The sequence below is a fragment of the Mycolicibacterium tusciae genome (assembly GCF_002086795.1).
GTDB classification, from domain to species: domain Bacteria; phylum Actinomycetota; class Actinomycetes; order Mycobacteriales; family Mycobacteriaceae; genus Mycobacterium; species Mycobacterium tusciae.
The window spans coordinates 137,010-157,913 of the sequence record NZ_MVIM01000008.1 but is presented as its reverse complement, the minus strand read 5'-3'; the positions used below and the strand labels follow the sequence as shown (position 1 = coordinate 157,913).

Annotated in this window: 16 protein-coding genes, 1 tRNA gene and 2 pseudogenes; 12 read left to right on the top strand and 7 right to left on the bottom strand. The window is 64.8% G+C overall.

Annotated features, from left to right (window positions below; all coding sequences use genetic code 11):
- Nucleotides 1-107: 107 nt before the first annotated feature.
- Together BST47_RS16925 and BST47_RS16920 are read right to left on the bottom strand one after the other, a co-directional pair.
- Nucleotides 108-1,967, bottom strand: coding sequence for a hypothetical protein (locus tag BST47_RS16925; RefSeq protein ID WP_083126690.1), 1,860 nt, complete (start codon nt 1,965-1,967; stop codon nt 108-110).
- A 741-nt stretch (nt 1,968-2,708) separates the two neighbouring features.
- Nucleotides 2,709-2,782 (bottom strand) — tRNA-Leu (locus BST47_RS16920).
- 160 nt (nt 2,783-2,942) lie between these two features.
- Here BST47_RS16920 and BST47_RS16915 point away from each other — a divergent pair.
- The 11 genes and pseudogenes from BST47_RS16915 to BST47_RS16875 form a co-directional block, all read left to right on the top strand.
- Entirely contained in the window at nt 2,943-3,179 is a 237-nt protein-coding gene (locus BST47_RS16915) for a hypothetical protein (RefSeq protein WP_083126689.1), read from the top strand.
- A 125-nt stretch (nt 3,180-3,304) separates the two neighbouring features.
- Complete coding sequence (locus BST47_RS16910) at nt 3,305-3,922, top strand: hypothetical protein (protein WP_083126688.1); 618 nt, start codon at nt 3,305-3,307, stop codon at nt 3,920-3,922.
- Between the two features lie 268 nt (nt 3,923-4,190).
- Nucleotides 4,191-4,292 (top strand): K(+)-transporting ATPase subunit F, encoded by a 102-nt coding sequence (gene kdpF / locus BST47_RS31195; protein ID WP_234809744.1) that lies wholly within the window; start codon nt 4,191-4,193, stop codon nt 4,290-4,292.
- The gene (gene kdpA / locus BST47_RS16900; protein ID WP_083126686.1) at nt 4,293-5,963 is read left to right on the top strand and encodes a potassium-transporting ATPase subunit KdpA; all 1,671 of its coding nucleotides are present in this window, start codon (nt 4,293-4,295) and stop codon (nt 5,961-5,963) included.
- Complete coding sequence (gene kdpB / locus BST47_RS16895) at nt 5,963-8,107, top strand: potassium-transporting ATPase subunit KdpB (RefSeq protein ID WP_083126685.1); 2,145 nt, start codon at nt 5,963-5,965, stop codon at nt 8,105-8,107. The genes kdpA and kdpB overlap by 1 nt, the downstream gene beginning before the upstream one ends.
- Nucleotide 8,108: 1 nt before the next feature.
- Entirely contained in the window at nt 8,109-8,993 is an 885-nt protein-coding gene (locus BST47_RS16890; RefSeq protein WP_083126684.1) for a potassium-transporting ATPase subunit C, read from the top strand.
- A gap of 23 nt (nt 8,994-9,016) precedes the next feature.
- Nucleotides 9,017-11,539, top strand: a complete 2,523-nt coding sequence (locus BST47_RS16885; RefSeq protein WP_420094041.1) for a DUF4118 domain-containing protein — start codon at nt 9,017-9,019, stop codon at nt 11,537-11,539.
- Nucleotides 11,536-12,225, top strand: coding sequence for a response regulator (locus BST47_RS16880; protein ID WP_083126682.1), 690 nt, complete (start codon nt 11,536-11,538; stop codon nt 12,223-12,225). The genes BST47_RS16885 and BST47_RS16880 overlap by 4 nt, the downstream gene beginning before the upstream one ends.
- Nucleotides 12,226-12,383: 158 nt before the next feature.
- Entirely contained in the window at nt 12,384-12,545 is a 162-nt protein-coding gene (locus tag BST47_RS30735) for a hypothetical protein (RefSeq protein WP_165799807.1), read from the top strand.
- Nucleotides 12,546-12,751: 206 nt separating this feature from the next.
- Nucleotides 12,752-12,961 (top strand): annotated as a pseudogene (locus BST47_RS31190) (potassium-transporting ATPase subunit C); the annotation flags it as partial.
- 18 nt (nt 12,962-12,979) lie between these two features.
- Nucleotides 12,980-14,782: pseudogene (locus BST47_RS16875) on the top strand (sensor histidine kinase); the annotation flags it as partial.
- A 49-nt stretch (nt 14,783-14,831) separates the two neighbouring features.
- Here the strand turns inward: BST47_RS16875 and BST47_RS16870 are convergent.
- Genes BST47_RS16870 through BST47_RS16860 form a run of 3 tightly spaced genes read right to left on the bottom strand, consistent with a single transcriptional unit; the run spans nt 14,832 to nt 16,701 of the window.
- Nucleotides 14,832-15,311: a DUF309 domain-containing protein gene (locus BST47_RS16870; RefSeq protein WP_083126681.1), complete on the bottom strand. Its 480-nt coding sequence runs from the start codon at nt 15,309-15,311 to the stop codon at nt 14,832-14,834.
- A gap of 24 nt (nt 15,312-15,335) precedes the next feature.
- A complete protein-coding gene (locus tag BST47_RS16865; protein ID WP_083126680.1) occupies nt 15,336-15,806 on the bottom strand; it encodes an SRPBCC family protein in 471 nt (156 codons plus the stop codon).
- Between the two features lie 28 nt (nt 15,807-15,834).
- Nucleotides 15,835-16,701, bottom strand: coding sequence for an alpha/beta fold hydrolase (locus tag BST47_RS16860; RefSeq protein WP_083126679.1), 867 nt, complete (start codon nt 16,699-16,701; stop codon nt 15,835-15,837).
- Between BST47_RS16860 and BST47_RS16855 the strand changes: the two genes are divergently transcribed.
- On the top strand, nt 16,700-18,613 hold the full coding sequence (locus BST47_RS16855) for a propionyl-CoA synthetase (protein WP_083126678.1): 1,914 nt from the start codon (nt 16,700-16,702) through the stop codon (nt 18,611-18,613). The genes BST47_RS16860 and BST47_RS16855 overlap by 2 nt on opposite strands.
- A 99-nt stretch (nt 18,614-18,712) precedes the next feature.
- Here BST47_RS16855 and BST47_RS16850 read toward each other — a convergent pair whose 3' ends face one another.
- Nucleotides 18,713-19,507, bottom strand: coding sequence for a PaaX family transcriptional regulator C-terminal domain-containing protein (locus BST47_RS16850; protein ID WP_083126677.1), 795 nt, complete (start codon nt 19,505-19,507; stop codon nt 18,713-18,715).
- Nucleotides 19,508-20,899 carry a glucose-6-phosphate dehydrogenase gene (gene zwf / locus BST47_RS16845; RefSeq protein WP_083126676.1) on the bottom strand — a complete coding sequence of 464 codons (1,392 nt, stop codon included), beginning with the start codon at nt 20,897-20,899 and terminating at the stop codon, nt 19,508-19,510.
- Between the last annotated feature and the right edge of the window lie 5 nt (nt 20,900-20,904).

Sequence of the window (20,904 nt, the reverse complement as noted above, 5' to 3'; positions counted from 1 at the left end):
CCTGGTAACACTTTCCCGCAAGATCGGCGTAACCCTAATGGTTATCCCACTGGCCTCGAAGCTGAGGCTCTACTGGGTTAAGGTCGCGGCTCGAGGCGCTACGAGGACTAAGCCGGGCGCACTTCGTAACGGCCCTCATGTTCATCGAAATACAGGGCACCGTCCTCGAAATCGTCCGGTTCGCAGACGAAGAACGCTACGACTTTCTGGAACATAGCTTCGTATTCATCAATCCCGTGGTCTGGATTGGCTTTGAACACTAGTCGGCGAGCACCTAGTTCTTTTGCCTCTTCTTTAGTTCTGGTCAGCACCGTCTTCCAGGTGCGTGTCTTCGCTGCGTCGGCCCGGACAACAAATGTCGCGTGCTCGCCCTTCCACGGACTAATCGCCACGGCATCCTCGCCGTACCCCTCGTAAAAGATGACGAGGATCAAGTACCCGTTGTCTTTGCCGCTAGTGGGAAATGCGCCTTCATACAGGGTGCAGGTTCCAGATTCACTCAGGTGGGTCCAAAGCTGCATGAGCACTCCTAGTCGCCCCTCATCGATCTCCCCACCGCGAAATCGCCCAGATCGCCTAATGCCCGCGACGAAGGGGTGAATTCGCTCGCCAGGCGGGAGGATGACCAAGGGCAGGCGACTGGCCGGTGGCACTGCGGCTTTCTCAGGCTCGGGCTTGAGGACGAAGTCGAATGCACCACTGCTTAAGTCACGCAGTTGATCAAGCCCATTCTCATAGGAATTGCCCCCTTGAGCATCGATAGTGGACAAGAACTGATCCACGTGGGTCACCATCCGCCTCAGGTTGTTGATTGAGGCATAGACGTGTGTCGGCAGACGCAGATTGCTGTACTCAGTAACTGGCGGCGGAAGCAGACGCGCCAGCATGGGAGATAAGTGGCTGCTGTAATCCTGGCTGGCGAAGGTGAGCGGGACGGCCCGTCGCAGGAATGCTAGGGTGCCGCGGGCGCGGCGCAGCGCACTTGGTCCGGAACTCCAAGTTAAGCCGAGCTGGGTCTTTCGAAACTCTGCATCCAAGGCCCGCCTCGGACGCTCTGGGCGGTCTCCAAGAACGTTCCCATGATCCTGCCGCAAGCGCGCGATGAGTGCCTTGTCTTCGCTTACGATCAGCGACATCCTTGCGCGAAGGTCGTCTGCTGAGTGTTCACTAGAACCTGGGCGCGTGGATATCTCACGAAACCGCCACGCAAGATAGCCGTAGTGGTCATCCGGGGATTCGGTGAATGTCCTTAATCGTTCTCGGATCCTGTCTATCTCTGCATCGGTCGCATTCCGGGGCGCGCATCTCTCGGCTATCTCGGTCAGCATCGACTTCTTGACGGCCGGTGGTGCGCGGTCGCTAGGGGGTGGCGGCGGTACTCGCCCATATTCGACCGCAGCGTCCTTGCGGCGCTTGCGCGTTCGATCCTTTTGCATGCGGCGGCGGGCTTCTTTCATCGTCTTGTAGACCACCGGATGATTGCGTCGGTCCTCCTGGATGGCCGCCCTCAGTACATCGCGAGAGACACCGTAGGCCTCTTCGTACTTGTTGTAGAGGTCAGTCAGCGCGTCGCCTGGTGCGATGTACGCATTCCGATACTCCGCAGAGAAGGCGGCGATCTGCTCTCCGGATAGCGCCGTGGAGCCCTGGTGTGTGGTGCTAGTGCGCGGAGACGTGGGGGGACTAGGCGCTGGTTCTTCGGTCCCTCGCTGGCCTGGAGTTCGAGCCTTATTGCGGCACTCGTCTACCAGGGGCTGAAGCGTCTCCTGACGTATGCCGTACATCTCTTGGTAGTTCTTGCAAGCCTCGCGAAGTGCGCCGTCCGAGCGTTCGCTGGCGTCTCGAATGCCCCTCTTGATAGACGACCGCTGAGAGGCTGTCAGCATCGCCCATTCGTCGTCCCCGGCCCGGGTCCGCATAAAACGCAGTTTAACGATTCTGCGGAGCATCGACTTGTCGTCGCGCAAGACCCCTGCGAATCCGAATGCGGTGGCCGCCCCGATGTCGCGAGCTGCGGGTGAGGGAAAGGCATTATGGTGTGTGCCTGCCCGGAATAGCGGTGGCGCAGATCAGTGCTGCTGTCCGGAATGCTGACCATCGCAACAAAATTGATCAAGTTGCTCGATGACTTGACCGGCGTCGGTTACGACACCATCCTCGAAGAGGCTTGGAGCCAGCGGAATAGCTCCGATGCCGACGCGGATACTCGGTCAGGTGATCGAGAAACCCGCCGGAGGTGCGAAGGACCGGTCGGTGAACTGCTGCCCTTTTACAGCGCTTGGCCCGTGCTGGACGCGGCGATCGGGACGACGTCGACACAGCGACTCTGCTTGCAGCAGGAAGGCGATCTCATTCTGCACACCTGGCTAGCGGAGTTGAACCCCAAGCCAAAGCTCTGTATCAGACCGGCAGGGCTCAGAGACGTATCAAGTTTCTGTCAGAACCTGGCGCCTCTGGCATGCCCGGGCGAACGTGCACCTTGCAGTTCGCAATGCTGCCGGGCCTTCACGGCTCTATCCGCACTATTGCCTGAAGGCCACCGAACTACGTACAACGCTGGCGACGATTTCCCATGGGTCGGCGCACACCCGCGTCAGGAGCTTCGATCGAGCCTGTAGCCCTGGCTTCGGAGCGGCCAGTACGCCTAATCACACGAACATTCGGCATCGAAATTACTTCTACCAGCACATATGTCGCCGATGCTCTTGTGCCCCCAGTCGGACTCGAACCGACACTGTGCGGATTTTAAGTCCGCTGCCTCTGCCAATTGGGCTATGGGGGCCCGGCCCGTCACAGGCCGCGCCTGAGTTTACGGCCGGGCATCACGACGTCCCATCGACGGACGCCCGCTGTCTCCCGGCAGCGGGCGTCCTCGTTAAGAACTCTCCAAGTCCCCCCGCCCAGTCTCCCTATCAACACCACCACCGATAGGGAGTACAACCATGAACCGTCCCAACATCTTCAAGCTCACGCTCATCAGCGCCGCCTTCGGCGCGATGGCCGTCGCCGGTGCCGGCACCGCACTCGCCGACGCGCCCCAGGTCCACGCCGCGCCTGCGCCCGCGGTCTTCCCCTTCGTCGACTTCGACGACGTCATCGAGCAGCCGTTCGAAAACGCGGAACGCAACTTCGAGAACTTCGGCGATCGCGTCGAGCGCCGGTTCGAGGTCTTCGACTGACCACCGCGACCAGGCTGCGCCCGCTGTCCCCCGGCAGCGGGCGCTCCGGCGGTCGATCCTGACGGTCCACCTCGAAGGACGCCGGATCGGGACCATCTCATCGCGTTGTCAACTATGTTCGCTATGTGGAGCCACCCCACACCTACATACGGGAGGCATCCGCTTCGGTGGCACACCACGCGGACTACCTCGACCGGCGCGACACCCACGCGCTCTGCGGAGCGGCGATCGACGATGTGACCACGCTGACCGACCCCGACACGGTCTGTCCGGAATGCGAACAAAAGCTGATCCAGTACCACCTCGCATGGTGGCGGGAGACGGCGCTGGCGGCCACGGCCGAGGTCGAGGCACTGCGCGCGAAGTACGGCGAGGCGGTGGAAAGTGACGCCACGACCGCCGAACCGGAGGAGACGGAGCCGACGACCCTCCTGGACCACGCGCGACGAGAACTCACGAAACTCTGCCGGGAGTTCGACGACGCCGTCCCCTACTTCCGCCTGAAGAATGCGATGCAAGCATTCAGCGACGGGTTGGAAAGCGACCAGCGGGTTCTCCTGGCGCAAGAAATCGGCGGCGACGGCACGCTAATACGTTGGTCGACAATGGAAGTCGAGACCCTCGGCTGGCATGTCAGCAACAGCCCCGTCCAAGGGGACTCCGGAGCGAACTGGGACGCCTGGGTTCAGGATTCCTACCAGTCGCCGAAGAAGTCGAAGCGGCGCTTCGGACGCGCCCGCTAGACGTCGCGCGCTCGCCGAGTGTGGGGTTGATGCACGCCCGAGGCCATCGAAGCGTGCGGGTAACCCACGTTCGGCGAGGGAAACCGTTAAGGACCGCGACGGGCCCGTCAAGAAACCGTTAAGGCCGGTATTGACCTCCTGACCTGGCGCGATCCTTCTATGGGTCGCCGAAATCCGGCGGCCTGTAAACGTCGGAGAGTGTCATGTCCGTCCTGGTGTACATCGCGTTGACGGTGGCGGTTTTCGCCGTCTTCGGCCTGATTCAGAAGTGGGCCGAGGGACTGTGATCGAAAACGTCATCGGACTCGTGCTGGCGGTTCTCATCGCGGTGTTCCTCTTCGCCGCCCTGCTCTTCCCCGAGCGGTTCTAAGTGAGCACCACCACCGCGGGGATACTCTTCCTCGTCTCGCTCATCATCGGCCTCGCGGTCGTCCACGTGCCGCTGGGCGACTACATGTACCGGGTCTACTCCTCGGAACGCCACCTGCGCGGCGAGCGCGTCGTCTACCGATTGATCGGCGCCGACCCCAAGGCCGAACAGACCTGGGGTTCCTATGCCCGCAGCGTGCTCGCGTTCTCGGCGATCAGCGTGCTGTTCCTGTTCATTCTCCAGTTGGTGCAGGGCAAGCTGCCCTTGCATCTCAACGACCCGGGCACCGAGATGACCCCGGCGCTGGCGTGGAACACCGCGGTCAGCTTCGTCACCAACACCAATTGGCAGGCCTATTCGGGAGAGTCGACCCAGGGCCACCTGGTTCAGATGGCCGGTCTCGCCGTGCAGAACTTCGTCTCCGCAGCGGTCGGTGTGGCCGTGGCGATGGCGTTCGTGCGCGCACTGGCCCGTCGCGACACCACCGAGCTGGGCAACTTCTGGGTCGACCTCATCCGCGGAGTCATTCGGATCCTGTTGCCGCTCTCCATCATCGGCGCGATCATCCTCATCGTCGGCGGTGTGGTGCAGAACTTCGACCTGCACACCCAGATCGCCTCGACGCTCGCCGGCGGTCAGCAGACCATTCCCGGTGGCCCGGTCGCCAGCCAGGAGGTCATCAAGGAGCTCGGCACCAACGGGGGCGGGTTCTTCAACGTCAACTCCGCGCATCCGTTCAAAAACCCCACCACGTGGACGAACTGGTTCGAAATATTCTTGTTGCTGATCATCCCATTCTCGTTGCCCAGAACATTCGGCAGGATGGTCGACAGCAAGAAGCAGGGCTATGCCATCGTCGCCGTGATGGGCATCATCGCGACCATCAGCTGGACCTCGACGTTGCTGTTCCAGCTGCAGGCCCACGGCACGGTTCCCACCGCGGTCGGCGCCGCGATGGAAGGCGTGGAACAGCGCTTCGGCGTTGCGAATTCGGCCATATTTGCGGCTTCGACCACGTTGACGTCCACCGGTGCCGTCGACTCGTTCCACGACTCCTACACCAGCCTCGGCGGCATGATGTTGTTGTTCAACATGCAGCTCGGCGAAGTCGCACCCGGCGGCGTGGGCTCGGGTCTGTACGGCATGCTCGTATTGGCGATCATCACGGTGTTCGTCGCGGGCCTCATGGTCGGCCGCACGCCGGAGTATCTGGGCAAAAAGATCACACCGCGGGAGATCAAGCTCGCGGCAACGTATTTCCTCATCACCCCGCTGATCGTGCTGACCGGCACGGCGGTGGCGATGGCGATGCCCGGTCAACGCGCGGGCATGCTCAATACCGGCCCGCATGGCCTCTCGGAAGTGCTGTACGCCTTCACCTCGGCGGGCAACAACAACGGATCGGCGTTCGCCGGCATCTCGGTCAACACCGAGTGGTACAACACCGCACTCGGACTGGCCATGCTGTTCGGCCGGTTCCTGCCGATCATCTTCGTGCTGGCGCTGGCCGGATCGCTGGCCAGGCAGGGCAAGACGCCAGACTCCGTCGGCACGCTGCCCACCCATCGTCCGCAGTTCGTCGGCATGGTCGCCGGCGTGACGTTGATCCTGGTCGCCTTGACCTTCCTTCCCATGCTCGCGCTGGGACCCCTTGCTGAAGGAATCCACTGATGTCCGTGCCCACCATCGATTCCGCTGTGCCCGCACCGTCGAAACAGCACGCGCCCAACCGGGTTCAGGGCGGGTTGCTCGACCCGAGGATGCTGTGGAAGTCGATGCCCGACGCGCTGCGCAAGCTCGACCCGCGCACCCTGTGGCGCAATCCCGTCATGTTCATCGTCGAGATCGGTGCCGTCTGGAGCACGGTGCTCGCCGTGATGGAGCCGTCCTGGTTCGCGTGGCTGATCGTGGTGTGGCTCTGGCTCACGGTGCTTTTCGCCAACCTCGCCGAGGCCGTCGCCGAAGGACGCGGCAAGGCGCAGGCCGAGTCACTGCGTAAGACCAAGACGGCCACGATGGCGCGTCGCCTCGTCGGCTGGGCGCCGGGTACACCGGGCCGTGAAGAAGAGGTCGCCGCACCGCTGTTGCAGCAGGGCGACATCGTGGTGGTCGAGGCGGGCCAGCCCATCCCGGGCGACGGCGACGTCGTCGAAGGCATTGCCTCGGTGGACGAATCGGCGATCACCGGTGAATCCGCACCCGTCATCCGCGAGTCGGGCGGCGACCGCTCGGCGGTAACCGGCGGCACCACCGTGCTGTCGGACCGCATCGTCGTGAAGATCACGCAGAAGCAGGGTGAGAGCTTCATCGACCGCATGATCGCGCTCGTCGAAGGCGCCAACCGGCAGAAGACGCCCAACGAGATCGCGCTGAACATCCTGCTGGCCTCGCTGACGATGATCTTCGTATTCGCCGTCGCGACGCTGCAACCGCTGGCGATCTACTCCAAGGCCAACAATCCGGGTGTCGCGGACTCGTTGGCACTCAACGGTAACGGCGTCAGCGGCATCGTGATGGTGGCGCTGCTGGTGTGTCTCATCCCGACCACGATCGGCGCCTTGCTGTCGGCGATCGGCATCGCCGGAATGGACCGCCTGGTGCAGCGAAATGTGCTCGCCATGTCCGGACGCGCCGTGGAGGCGGCCGGTGACGTGAACACCCTGCTGCTCGACAAGACCGGAACCATCACGCTCGGCAACCGGCAGGCCGCGGCCTTCGTCCCTCTCGACGGGGTGACAGCCGAAGCACTTGCCGACGCCGCGCAGTTGTCCAGCCTCGCCGACGAAACGCCGGAAGGACGGTCGATCGTCGTGTTCGCGAAGCGGGAGTACGGTCTGCGGGCCCGCACACATGGCGAATTGGCGCACGCGACCTGGATCGAGTTCAGCGCGACGACACGGATGTCGGGTGTCGACCTGGACGGCCACAAGTTGCGCAAGGGCGCGGCGAGCACGGTCGCTGAATGGGTGCGCTCCGAAGGGGGCGCGGTGCCGAACCAGCTCGGCGACATCGTCGACGGCATCTCCGCCGACGGCGGCACTCCTCTGGTCGTCGGACAAGTGCAGGGTGGCCGAGCCGAGGTACTCGGGGTCATCCACCTCAAGGACGTCGTCAAGCACGGCATGCGGGAACGCTTCGACGAGATGCGCCGCATGGGCATCCGCACCGTGATGATCACCGGCGACAACCCGTTGACCGCCAAGGCTATTGCCGACGAGGCCGGTGTCGACGACTTCCTCGCCGAGGCCACGCCGGAAGACAAGATGGCGCTGATCAAGAAGGAGCAGGCCGGCGGCAAGCTCGTCGCGATGACCGGTGACGGCACCAACGACGCACCCGCGCTTGCACAGGCCGACGTCGGCGTCGCGATGAACACCGGCACGTCGGCGGCCAAGGAGGCCGGCAACATGGTCGACCTGGATTCCGATCCGACCAAGCTCATCGAGATCGTCGAGATCGGCAAGCAGTTGCTCATCACGCGCGGTGCACTGACGACGTTCTCGATCTCCAACGACATCGCCAAGTACTTCGCGATCATCCCCGCGCTCTTCGTGGCGCTGTTCCCAGGCCTGGACCTGCTGAACATCATGCGGCTGCACAGCCCGCAGTCGGCGATCCTGTCGGCGGTGATCTTCAACGCCTTGGTCATCATCGCGCTGATCCCGTTGTCACTGCGCGGCGTGCGGTACACACCGGCCAGCGCGTCAAAACTGTTGAGCCGCAACCTCTACATCTACGGGCTCGGCGGCATCATCGCCCCGTTCATCGGCATCAAACTGATCGACCTCGTCGTACAACTCTTCCCCGGGATGTGACATGAATTTTTCCAATCTCGTTCGTCAACACTGGGCGGCGTTGCGTGCGCTGCTGGTGCTCACCGTCATCCTCGGCATCGCCTACCCGGTGTTCATCTGGCTGGTGGCGCAGCTGCCCGGCCTGAACGACAAGGCCAACGGATCGCTGATCGAGATCGACGGAAAACTGTTGGGCAGCAGCCTGATCGGACAGTCCTTCACCGACGCCGACGGCAACGTGCTGGTGCAGTACTTCCAGGGCCGACCGTCGGCGGCCGGCGACGGGTATGACCCGCTGGCCACCAGCGCAAGCAACCTCGGCCCCGAGAGCATCGTGGATGCACCCGACAAGCCGAGCCTGCTCACGCAGGTCTGCGAGCGCAGCGCCACCGTCGGTGAGACCGAAGGTGTCGACGGCGCGCGGCCGTTCTGCACCGGTGACGGTGTCGGGGCCGTGCTGTCGGTGGTCGGCCCGCGCGATGCGCGGGGCAAGGTCGTGAAGCCGACCCGGGTAATCAGCGTCAACGAGCCGTGCGCCACTACGCAGAAGCCGTTCCTCGACACGTACGAAGGTGTGCGCGTCGAATGTAGGCAGCCCGGCCCGGAAGGAGATGCCTACAGCATCGGCCAGCTCGTGCCGATCCGCGGCAGCGCGCCGGCCGATTTCGTCGTGCCCGCCGACGCGGTGACCGCAAGCGGAAGCGGCCTGGACCCACACATCTCGATCCCGTACGCCGACCTTCAGGTAAAGCGAGTGGCGGCCGCACGTGACGTCAGCGCCGAACAAGTCCGCGATCTCGTGGCCGCCCACACCGACGGCAGGTTCCTCGGGTTCTTCGGCGAGCCGACGGTCAACGTGCTGCAGCTCAACCTGGCCCTTGACCAGAAGTATCCGGCAAAAAGCTGACGTGACCGGTGGATGATGGGGTGGTGACCGACCGGCCGGGCTCCCAGAAAAAGCGTGGTGAGCTGCGCATTTATCTGGGTGCCGCGCCCGGTGTCGGGAAGACCTTCGCGATGCTCGGCGAGGCGCATCGACGGCTGGAGCGCGGCACCGATGTGGTCGCCGCGGTGGTGGAGACGCACGGCCGCAAGAAGACCGCCGACCTGATCGAGGGCATCGAGACCGTCGCGCCGAAGCTCATCGACTACCGCGGCAAGCAGTTCGCCGAACTCGACGTCGAGGCGGTGCTGCGGCGCGCGCCGCAGGTCGTCCTCGTCGACGAGCTGGCGCACACCAACACCCCGGGCAGTAAGAATGCCAAGCGGTGGCAGGACGTGGAGGAGCTGCTCGAGGCCGGCATCACCGTCATCTCCACGGTCAACGTTCAGCACCTCGAGAGCCTCAACGACGTCGTCACCCAGATCACCGGCATCGAGCAACAGGAGAAGGTGCCCGACGAGATCGTGCGCGCCGCAGACCAGATCGAGCTCGTCGACATCACACCGGAAGCCCTGCGGCGCAGGCTCGCTCACGGCAACGTGTATGCCCCCGAACGGGTGGACGCGGCGCTGTCCAATTACTTCCGCAGAGGCAACCTGACAGCGTTGCGCGAACTCGCCCTGCTCTGGCTGGCCGACCAGGTCGACGCCGCGCTGGAGAAGTACCGCGAAGAGAACCAGATCACCGCGACCTGGGAGGCCCGCGAACGCGTCGTCGTCGCAGTCACCGGAGGTGCGGAGTCGGAAACGCTGGTGCGCAGGGCATCTCGCATCGCCTCGAAGTCCAGCGCCGAGCTGATGATCGTGCACGTGGCCCGCGGTGATGGACTGTCCGGTGTGTCGGCACCCCAGATGGGCACCGTGCGGGAACTGGCGGCCAGCCTCGGTGCGACCCTGCACACCGTCGTCGGCGACGACGTGCCGAGTGCGCTACTGGATTTCGCCCGTGACGAGAACGCGACACAGCTGGTCCTCGGCACGTCGAGGCGGTCGCGCTGGGCCCGGATGTTCGACGAGGGTATCGGCGCGAGCGTGGTGCAGCAGTCAGGCCCCATCGATGTCCACATGGTCACCCACCCCGAAGCACGTAAGGAGTCGTTGTGGTCGCGGATCGCGCCGCGCCAGCGCCACCTCACGTCGTGGCTCGCAGCTGTCGTGGTGCCGTCCGCGGTCTGCGCGCTCCTGGTCTTCCTGCTCGACCCATTCCTGGGCGTGGGCGGCGAGAGTGCGCTGTTCTTCATCGGTGTTCTCGTCGTAGCCCTCCTCGGCGGCGTCGCACCCGCAGCGCTGTCGGCCGTGCTGTCCGGCGTGCTGCTCAACTTCTTCCTGATCGAACCCCGCCACACATTCACGATCGCTGAACCTGACAACGCGATCACCATGGTGGTCCTGCTGTTCGTCGCCGTCGCTGTCGCTGCACTGGTCGACAATGCCGCCAAACGCGCTCGTGAGGCTCGCCGAGCGTCCCAGGACGCCGAACTGCTGGCGTTGTTCTCGGGGTCGGTGCTGCGTGGCGCCGATCTCGACACGCTGCTGGAGCGAGTCCGTGAGACGTATTCGCAACGGGCCGTGAGCTTGCTGCGCGCTAACGCGGGAATCGTCGCGTGTGTCGGCGACAACCCGTGTGTGGATGTCGAATCGGCAGACACCGCAATCGAAGTCGGCGACGACGAATTCTGGTTGTTGATGGCCGGACGCAAGCTGGCCGCCCACGATCGCCGAGTGCTCACCGCCGTTGCGATGCAAGCGGCGGGGCTGGTGCGACAGCGCGAACTCAGTGCGGAAGCGGGCAAAGCCGAAGCCATCGCCAGGGCCGACGAACTGCGGCGCTCACTGTTGTCCGCCGTCAGTCACGACCTTCGCACTCCCCTGGCCGCAGCCAAGGCCGCCGTCTCGAGCCTGCGCAGCGACGACGTTGACTTTTCCGCCGAGGACACCGCCGAACTGCTGGCAACCATCGAGGAGTCGATCGATCAGCTGACCGCGCTGGTCGGCAACCTGTTGGACTCGTCGCGGCTGGCCGCCGGTGTGCTGAAGCCCGAACTGGGACCGGTGTATCTGGAAGAGACCGTGCAGCGGGCGATTCTCGGAATCCGCAAGGGAAATACTGGTTTCCGGCGTCGCGGCCTGGACCGAGTCAAGGTCGACGTCGCCAGCAGCGGGGCGGGTGCCGTCGCCATGGCCGACGCCGGCCTGCTGGAACGGGTGCTGGCCAACTTGATCGACAACGCGCTACGGTACGCCCCGGACAGCCCAGTGCGCGTGACCGCGGGGCAGGTCGGCAACCGGGTGCTGATCGCCGTAGTCGACGAAGGTCCCGGCATCCCGCGCGGCACCGAGGAACAGCTGTTCGCCCCGTTCCAGCGCCTCGGTGACCACGACACCAGCATCGGTGTCGGCCTTGGCCTTTCGGTCGCCCGGGGGTTCGTAAAGGCCATGGGTGGCACGATCTCGGCAACCGACACCCCCGGCGGTGGACTCACGGTCGAAATCGATTTGGCGGCGGTATGACGACCAAAACCCGCGTGCTTGTCATCGACGATGAACCGCAGATCCTGCGGGCACTACGGATCAACCTGTCGGTGCGCGGTTATGAGGTGTTCACCGCCGCCAGCGGCTCAGAGGCGCTGAAGCAGGCCGCCGATCACAAACCCGACGTCATCGTGCTGGACCTCGGACTGCCCGACATGTCGGGCATCGACGTGCTCGCCGGGCTGCGCGGCTGGCTGACCGCGCCGGTGATCGTGCTGTCGGCCAGGACCGACTCGTCGGACAAAGTCGAGGCGCTGGACGCGGGCGCCGACGACTACGTCACCAAACCCTTTGGGATGGACGAGTTCCTGGCCCGGCTGCGCGCGGCAGTGCGGCGAGCCACGGCGTCGTCGGAAATCGACGAACCCGTGATCGAGACGTCGTCGTTCACGGTCGACCTGGCCGCCAAGAAGGTGACCAAGAACGGCACCGAGGTGCATCTCACCCCGACCGAGTGGGGCATGCTCGAGATGCTGGTGCGCAATCGCGGCAAACTCGTCGGCCGCGAAGAACTGCTCAAGGAAGTGTGGGGTCCGGCCTACGCGAAGGAAACGCATTATCTGCGTGTGTATTTGGCGGCGCTACGGCGCAAGCTCGAGGACGATCCGTCGCATCCCGTGCACCTGCTGACCGAAGCCGGGATGGGCTACCGCTTCCAGCAATAGCTGCCGACCGCGGACCCCGTCGGGCGTTAGGTTGCCGTCAAGATGTCGAATATGGGCGTAAAAATGGCGCATGCCTTGATGATTCGCCGCCACTGACGGAGTACAGCTGGAGGTATGCAAATTTGTACTGGCTGGTCGGATCGCCGAGGTGGGACACTGTGAGTGACATGATGCAAGTGATCTCGATGATGGGCACGGTGGCGGCTTTCTTCGCGACGATCCGATACCTCAATATTCGCGACATGCGGTCACCGTCCTCCATGGATCCGGCCGAGAAGGATCGCGGGTCGCGCCGCCCCGCGGCTCGAATCGGCGAATAACCGACCGACATGCGCGAGGGACCGCCTTTCGCGGGCCCTGCGTTACCAAGGACCTATGGATTTGGTACGTGTGCGCAGTCGCTCTCCCAGGTGTTCGGCATCGATGTCCATGTTCGCCCGAAGGTCACTATGAGGGTCCGGGCGTAGCCGATACGCCCGTCGGCTGTGCCGACAATCCGGCCGAAGATAAGCCGAGCCTGCTCACCCTGATCAGCGTCAACGCTCCATGCGAGACGACCCAGACGCCGTTCCTGGAGACCTACGAAGACGTGCGGGTCGAGTGCGCGGCAGCCGGTGAGGGACTGCAGCATCGGTAGATCGTGCCGATCGCGGCAGCGCGCGCCAATCCCGCGGTGACCGCCGACGCGGTGACCGCGAGTGGGAGCGGTCTCGACGCGCACATCTCGATTGCCTACAGGTTCGCTGGCCTCACCGTGGATGATGGAGGGGTGAGCATCCTCGGTCGCAAACGAGGTGACCTGCGCGTCTACCTGGGTGCCGCCCCCGGGGTCGGCAAGACCTACTCGATGCTGGCCGAGGCACACCGGCGGATGGAACGCGGAACCGACGTGGTGGCCGCGGTGATCGAAACCCACGGACGCCGCAGGACGACCCAGCAGCTGGCCGGCATCGAGGTGATTCCGCCTCAATTCGTCGAGTACCAGGGCGACCGCTATCCAGAGCTCGACGTCGAGGCGGTACTGGCCCGCCGGCCCCAGGTGATACTCGTCGACGACTTCGCCCACACCAACACACCCGGCAGCAGGAACGCCACTCGATGGCAGGACGTCGATGAGTTTCTCAACGCGGGTATCACGGTCATCACCACCGTGAACGTGCAGCACCTGGAGAGCCTCAATGACGTCGTCACCCAGATCACGGGAGTCGAACAGAAGGAGCGGATCCCCGACGAGATCGTCCGCGCCGCCGACCAGATCGAGCTGGTCGACATCACGCCGGAGGCCCTGCGGCGCAGGCTCGCTCACGGCAACGTGTATCCGCCCGAGCGTGTCGATGCCGCACTGTCCAACTATTTCCGACCCGGAAACCTCACCGCACTGCGGCAATTGGCGCTGCTGTGGCTTGCCGACCAGGTGGACGCCGCGCTGGCCAAATACCGCGCCGACAAGAACATCACCGACACCTGGGAGACCCGTGAGAGGGTGGTCGTAGGCGTCACCGGTGGCGATGAGTCGGAGACGCTGGTGCGCAGGGCGTCGCGGATCGCGTCGAGGTCCGGTGCCGAACTCAAGGTCGTCCACGTCATCCAGGGCGACGGGCTAACCAGCATCTCGTCGCAACAGAAGAGCGCGGTCCGCGCCGTCGCCACCAGTCTGGGCGCGACGATGCACACCGTCGTCGGTGACGACGTGGCCACAACGTTGCTCGATTTCGCCCGTGCCGCCAACGCCACGCAGCTGGTGCTCGGCACGTCACGACGCTCCAAGTGGGCGCGAATCTTCGACGAAGGAATCGGCGCCAATGTCGTCCAACAGTCGGGCTCGATCGACGTGCACATGGTGACGCATCCCGAGGCGCGCAGGGGCATTCGCCTGCCGACGCTGTCACGTGGACGGCGTCGCGTGGTGTCCTGGCTGGCCGCACTGGCGATTCCGATCGCGATTCTCGCGGTAACGATGTCCCTACCTTTAGAGACGTTGGGCATCGGCGGTCAGAGCACCCTGTTCTTCACCGGCGTACTGGTCGTCGCACTCCTCGGTGGCGTTGCGCCGGCCGTGTTGTCCGCGGTGCTCTCCGGCCTGCTGCTCAACTACTTCCTGGTGACACCGCCGTTCACATTGACGATCGAGGATCCGGACAGCGCGGTCACGATCGTTGTCCTGCTTCTGGTCGCGGTGGCGGTGGCGGTACTGGTCGACCGTGTGGCCTACCGCGCCGCCGAGGCGCGACGGTCATCTCAGGAAGCCGAGCTGCTCGCCTTATTCGCCGATTCAGTGCTGCGCGACGCCGATCTCGACACGCTGCTCGAGCGGATTCGGGAAGCATATTCCCAGCGCGCCGTGAGCATGTTGGCGGTGCGCAGCGACGAGCGGACCGGTGAAGTCGTCGCGTCGGTCGGTAAGGATCCCTGCACCAGCGTCGACTGTGCCGACACCGCGATCGATGTCGGTGACGACGGGTTCTGGATGTTGTTGGCAGGCAGGACATTGACCGCCCGCGAGCGGCGCGTCTTGGGCTCAGTCGCCGAACAAGCGGTCAACATGGTCAAACAGCGACGCTGACCTTTCACCGCGCGATGTTGGTCCGCGTCTTCGTTGCCGTCGACTACGTAGTTCTTGTCAGTCGTGGCCGCAATCGGTCGGCGTCGATGCCGATGTCACGCTCGAGATCACCGATTACGGCCCGGGCATACGTGCTCAGCCCGTCGACATCGATATCGTGACGCGCGGGGCGGTCTACCTCGTCGAGGTGGCCCGCGGCCCGGCTCAAGACGCCCGCCGCACCGGCCGTGTTGCCTCGCTGTATGTGCGTGATGCCCACGGCGAGCTGAGCCAGCCCCTGCCACATCCCCCGCTCGTCGTCGGGTCCGTTCTTCCATGCCGCCTCGAGCACCTCGTGCGCGTGAAACGCCATTCCCTGATCCAGCAGTTCCTGGGCGTAGGTCAACGAATCGCCCGGGGAGAGATCCAGATCGTCGGGTATCCGCGCGACGCCCTGGCTGCCGTGCGGTAACGGACGGCCGAGCGCGTCACGCGGTCGGCGGTTGCGGGCCTTGCCGTCCTCGTCGCGGTCGCGGTCCACCACACACCCATCCTGACAGCCCGAGGCTCAGGCAGGTTGTGTCCGACGTTCGGCGAGCGATGCCAACCGCCACGTGCATTCGCGATTACGGGGAAACGCCGCGGCCAACGCCAGCCGACGCGGAATCAGGTTGAGGGGGCCACCGACCGGCACCTCGGCCATCTCGATGCGGCATCCGTCGGAGGTGTCGTGGAGGCGCAGCGTGATCCGCGCCATCCCGAACGGGCGGGTGCGGGCCAGCAGCACGAGTTCCTCCAGCGGCGTGCAGGATTCGACCTCGGTCTCGTCGTTGATGACGACCGGCCATATCCCGATGGTGTGGTGGATCTTGCTGCCGACCGCCGGCCAGTTCGGCTCGACAGCACGCATGCGGCTGTTGCCGACCACCCATTGCGAGTAGGTCCAGCCGTCGGCCACCACATCCCATACCTGCTGGCGGGTGGCGGTGGTGTCGCGTTTGACTGTCAGCGAGCTGTCGACTGCGGCGGGTCCGGTCATGGTGACGGGCTACCCGGCCACGGCGACGTCAAACGCCAGCCGTCTCCTCCGCCAGGGCGATCAGCTTCTTGCGGACCAGGTCGGGACGCTCGTCGGCGACGAAGTGGGTGGCATCGACCGTTTCCAGCGTGTAGTCGTCGGCATTCGCGGTGTCCGGCGACACCATGGACGAGGCGACCGCACGGTCGCGGGTTCCGAACAGCACGCGGATCGGCACGCTCGCCCGTCGAGTCTCGGGATTCCTTGCATTGTGCGGTATTTCACGGGTCAGAAACGTGCGGTAGGTGTCTCTGGCCGCCCGCGCGCACACCGGGTCGCGGAACCGATCGGCGAACAGCCGCTTCGTCTCGGGATCCATATCGGACCCGATCCCGAGGATCACCTTCTCCACGTATTTCGTGCGTTGTTGCACGAAGACGCCGAAGGCCGCCAGCGGTATCTGGTAGTCGAACCGCCAGATGTGCGGCAACACCGTCTTCGGCGATTGCCAGGGATGGGCCATATTCATCGCGAAGAACCCGTCGAAGCGATCCGGTTCCCGCAGGATCATGCGGTAACCGACATAGGCCCCCCAGTCGTGGGCGACCAGCAGGACGCGGGGCAAACCCAGCGCATCGAGCAGGGCAAGCACGTCGGTGGCGACGTCCTCCTTGGCCCAGCGGTGCGGCGGCGGACCGGACCAGCCGTATCCGGGCAGGTCGGGCGCGATGATCCGCAGGCCGGGCGGCGGATCGGCCAGCAGGTCGCGCCATTCGTAGTGGTGCTGCGGCCATCCGTGCAACGCGACGACGGGACGGCCGTCCGGCGGACCAGCCTCGGTGACGTGAAAGTTCACTCCGTTTGCGTCGACGAACGACCTGCGCACACCTTCGATCCTCGGCGGTTCGGCAGTCATGAATCCGACTCTAGAGAACCCGTCGCGCGCTACGGTGCGGGATATGGCCGGGTATCGCGAACTCTTCGAAGCCAGCATCTCTGATCCTGCGACCTTTTGGGCGGACGCTGCCAAAGCCGTCACCTGGACCCGCGAGCCCCAGCAGATCCTCGACGACTCCAATCCGCCGTTCTACCGGTGGTTTCCCGATGCCGAGATGAATACATGCGCCAATGCGTTGGACCGTCACGTCGAGGGCGGCCGCGCCGACCAGCCGGCGCTGATCTACGACTCCCCGGTGACAGGGGCGAAGCGCGTCTATACCTACGGCGAGCTACTCGACAAGACGGCGCGGTTCGCCGGTGCGCTGCGTGCACTCGGGGTGGGCAAGGGCGACCGCGTGGTGATCTACATGCCGATGATCCCTGAAGCGGTGGTCGCGATGCTGGCGTGCGCTCGCCTCGGCGCGGTGCACTCGGTGGTGTTCGGCGGGTTCGCTTCCCATGAGCTGGCCACCCGCATCGACGACGCGCGACCGACCGTCGTAGTATCCGCTTCCTGCGGCATCGAACCGACCCGGACAGTCGAGTACAAACCCATGCTCGATGCCGCACTGGAAATGTCGGAGCACCCACCCCGCAACTGCGTGATCGTGCAGCGCGACGGTCACCGCTGCGAGCTGACACCGGACCGCGACATCGACTGGCAGGACCTCACCGGCGCAGATCCCGTCGATCCGGTGCCGGTCGCCGCCACCGATCCGCTGTACGTGCTTTATACGTCGGGTACGACGGGCAAGCCCAAGGGCATCGTCCGTGACAACGGCGGTCACGCGGTGGCCCTGTTGTGGAGCATGCGCAATATCTACGACATCGCGCCGGGGGAGGTCTTCTGGGCGGCGTCCGACGTCGGCTGGGTGGTGGGCCACTCCTACATCGTGTACGGGCCGCTCATGCTCGGCGCGACGACCGTGCTCTACGAGGGTAAGCCGATCGGCACGCCCGACCCGGGCGCGTTCTGGCGGGTCGCGTCGGAACACGGTGTGAAGGCGCTGTTTTCGGCGCCGACCGCGCTCCGGGCCATCCGCAAAGAGGATCCCGACGGCGCACACATCGACCGCTACGACCTGTCCGCTATGAAATATCTGTTCCAGGCCGGCGAGCGTCTCGATCCTGATACGTATGCATGGGCATCGGAGAAGCTGGGCATGCCCGTCGTCGACCATTGGTGGCAGACCGAGACCGGGTGGGCGATCGCCGCCAACCCGATGGGCCTGGAATCCATGCCGATCAAGCCAGGCTCGCCGACGGTTCCGATGCCGGGCTACAACGTGCGCATCCTTCACGTCGACGGCTCCCCTTGCGACCCCGGCGAGGAGGGTGCGATCTGCATCGGATTGCCGCTGCCGCCGGGCACCCTGCCGACACTGTGGGGCGATGACGACCGCTACGAAGCGTCCTATCTCTGTGAGCACCCCGGCTACTACCTCACCGGCGACGGCGGCTATCTCGACGAGGATGGCTACCTGTTTGTCATGGGGCGAATCGACGATGTGATCAACGTTGCCGGACACCGTTTGTCGACGGGTTCGATCGAAGCCGTGCTGGCCACGCACCCTGCGGTCGCGGAGTGCGCGGTGATCGGCGTTGCCGACGAGATCAAGGGGCAGGTGCCTCGCGGATTCGTCGTTCTCAAGGCCGGTGCGTCGGCCGACCGGCTGGCCGAGGAGCTCATCGATGCGGTGCGTGAAAACATCGGCGCGGTAGCCTGTTTCAAGCTCGTCGATGTCGTCACGGCGCTGCCCAAGACCCGCTCCGGCAAGATTCTTCGCAAGACGATGCGCGGCATCGCCGACGGCCGCGACGAGCCGGTGCCGTCGACCATCGAGGATCCGGCGGTGCTCGAGGCGTTGAAACCCGTTCTGAAGGACTGACACTTCTCGCGAGAAGACGTCAAACCCCCTCTTTTGCAACAATTTGGGGGGTTTGGACGTCTGCTCGGCAACAATCTCACCGCCGAGCGGATGGTGCGCCTAGCGCCGGCCCGCGAGGTGACGCTTGAACATCTCGTCGAACTGGCGGTACGTGCTGCGCAATTCGTGGCCCGGCCAGTCCTCGGCTTCCAGCTCGGCGGGCAGCAGCGGGTCGAGTTGCAGATGCCGGACGACGGTGATGGACAGCGCGAACTGATGGATGAAGTCCTCGGTTTGGACCGCGTCGACGTCGAGCTCGTCGTGCAAGGCCACCGTCAGCCGTCGCGCGTCGGCTGCCCAATCATCAAGGTTGAAGAGGGATCTCACGGTCTCAGCCGGGATATCGGTGGCAGCACCGTGAAAGTGCACACACTGGCGGTCCAGCACATCACGCAACGTCGGCAACCGCTTTGGATCCAGGTTGTCCGGGCGGATCCAGACACCTTCGCGCAACTCGGCGAGGTGCAGCCCGGTCGCGGATTTGCGCAGCGCGAGACGGTCAGCCGCCGAACGGCGGTCCAGCGATACCACCGCCAATTCCCAGGTGCCGTCCCACAGCAACGCGGTGTTGTCGTAGCGGGCGGCTTCGTCGACCCGTTGCCGACGCTCGAGCAACGGCCCGGCCAGCGCGTAGATCCCGTCGTCACCGGTGAGCTCACCGTTGGACACCATGCGCCACAGACAGGTGCGGGTGGCGCCGTCGCTGATACCGAACAGCGAAGCGATCCCGACCAGCTCGCCCACCGTCAGGTGCGGTTCGTCGGCGCCGAGGAGCGCCGTCGCCAGGACGGACCGGGCGCTCAGGCTGCGGTCACCGATCAGGTCGGCGACTTGAGCGCGAGAGGCTGACGGCACCTAGGACTCCAGCCAGGGCTCGCGCCAACTGGGGTATCCCGCAACGAGTTTGGACACCGACGGCGGACCCCACGATCCGACTACATAGGTCTGCAGTTCGGGGGGCGACTCGATCAGCGGCTGAACGATGCGCCAGGTCTCCTCGACGCCGTCTTCACGGGCGAATTGGGCGGAGTCCCCGCGCATGGCATCGGACAGCAGCCGCTCGTAGGGTTCGGGCGCCTCGCCCAGTTCCTTGGCGAACGTCAACGACAGATCGACGCATCGGGTGGTGTTCGCACCGGGCTCCTTGGCCTGGATGATCAGGTCGGTACCCGGGTTCGGATCGATCCGCAGCACCAGCTGGTTGGGGTCGGGCCGCTCCGGCATGACTGCGAGCTTGGGCGGACGCTTGAAGAACACCCGAATCTCGGTGGCCCGCACCGGAAGTGCCTTGCCGGCGCGGATGAAGAACGGCACTCCGGCCCATCGCCAGTTGTCGATCTCGAGCTTCAGCGCGGCGAACGTCTCGGTTTGGGAGTCCGGCCGCACCCCTTTGATGGACCGGTATCCGTCGTACTGGCCCCGGATGTAGTGCGCCGGATCGATCGACGGGATCGCACGAAACACCTCCGCCCGCTTGTCGCGAAGACCGTCGGCACCCGCGCAACTCGGCGGCTCGGAGGCGAACAGGCCGATCAGCTGAAGCAGGTGGTTCTGCACCACGTCACGCAGGGCGCCGACCGGATCGTAGAAGCTGCCACGATCCTCCACGCCGAAGTTCTCGGCCATGGTGATCTGCACGCATTGGATGCGGTCGCGATTCCACAGCGGCTCGAACACCGAATTGGCGAACCGCAGGAACATGATGTCCATCGCCGGTTCCTTGCCGAGGAAGTGATCGATGCGAAAGATCTGCCACTCCTCGAGCACGCTGCGCAGTTGGGCGTTCAGGGCACGGGCCGACTCCAGGTCGTGGCCGAACGGCTTCTCCACCACCACCCGGGCCCGATCGGTGAGGTTGGCGTGTGCCAGGCCTTCGACGACCATGCCGAACAGCGACGGCGGGATCTCGAGATAGAACACCGGCGTGTGCTTGCCCTTGATGGCCCGAGCCACCTTTTCATAGGTGTTCGCGTCGGCGAAGTCACCCGACACCATCGAAAGGCGTTGTGCGAAACGGGCGAACACCTCCTCGTCGATGGTCTCGCCCGCGGTCTCGATCGAACTTCGCGCATGATCACGCAGCGTCGCCTCGGACCATTCGTCAAGCGCGACACCGACGATCGGGCAGTTCAACAACTTGCGCCGTTCGAGCCGGTACAGCGACCGGAAGGTCATCTTTCTGGCGAGGTCTCCGGTGATGCCGAAGATCACCAGTACGTCCGCGGGGGTGGTCGCCGGTGACGTCATGATGT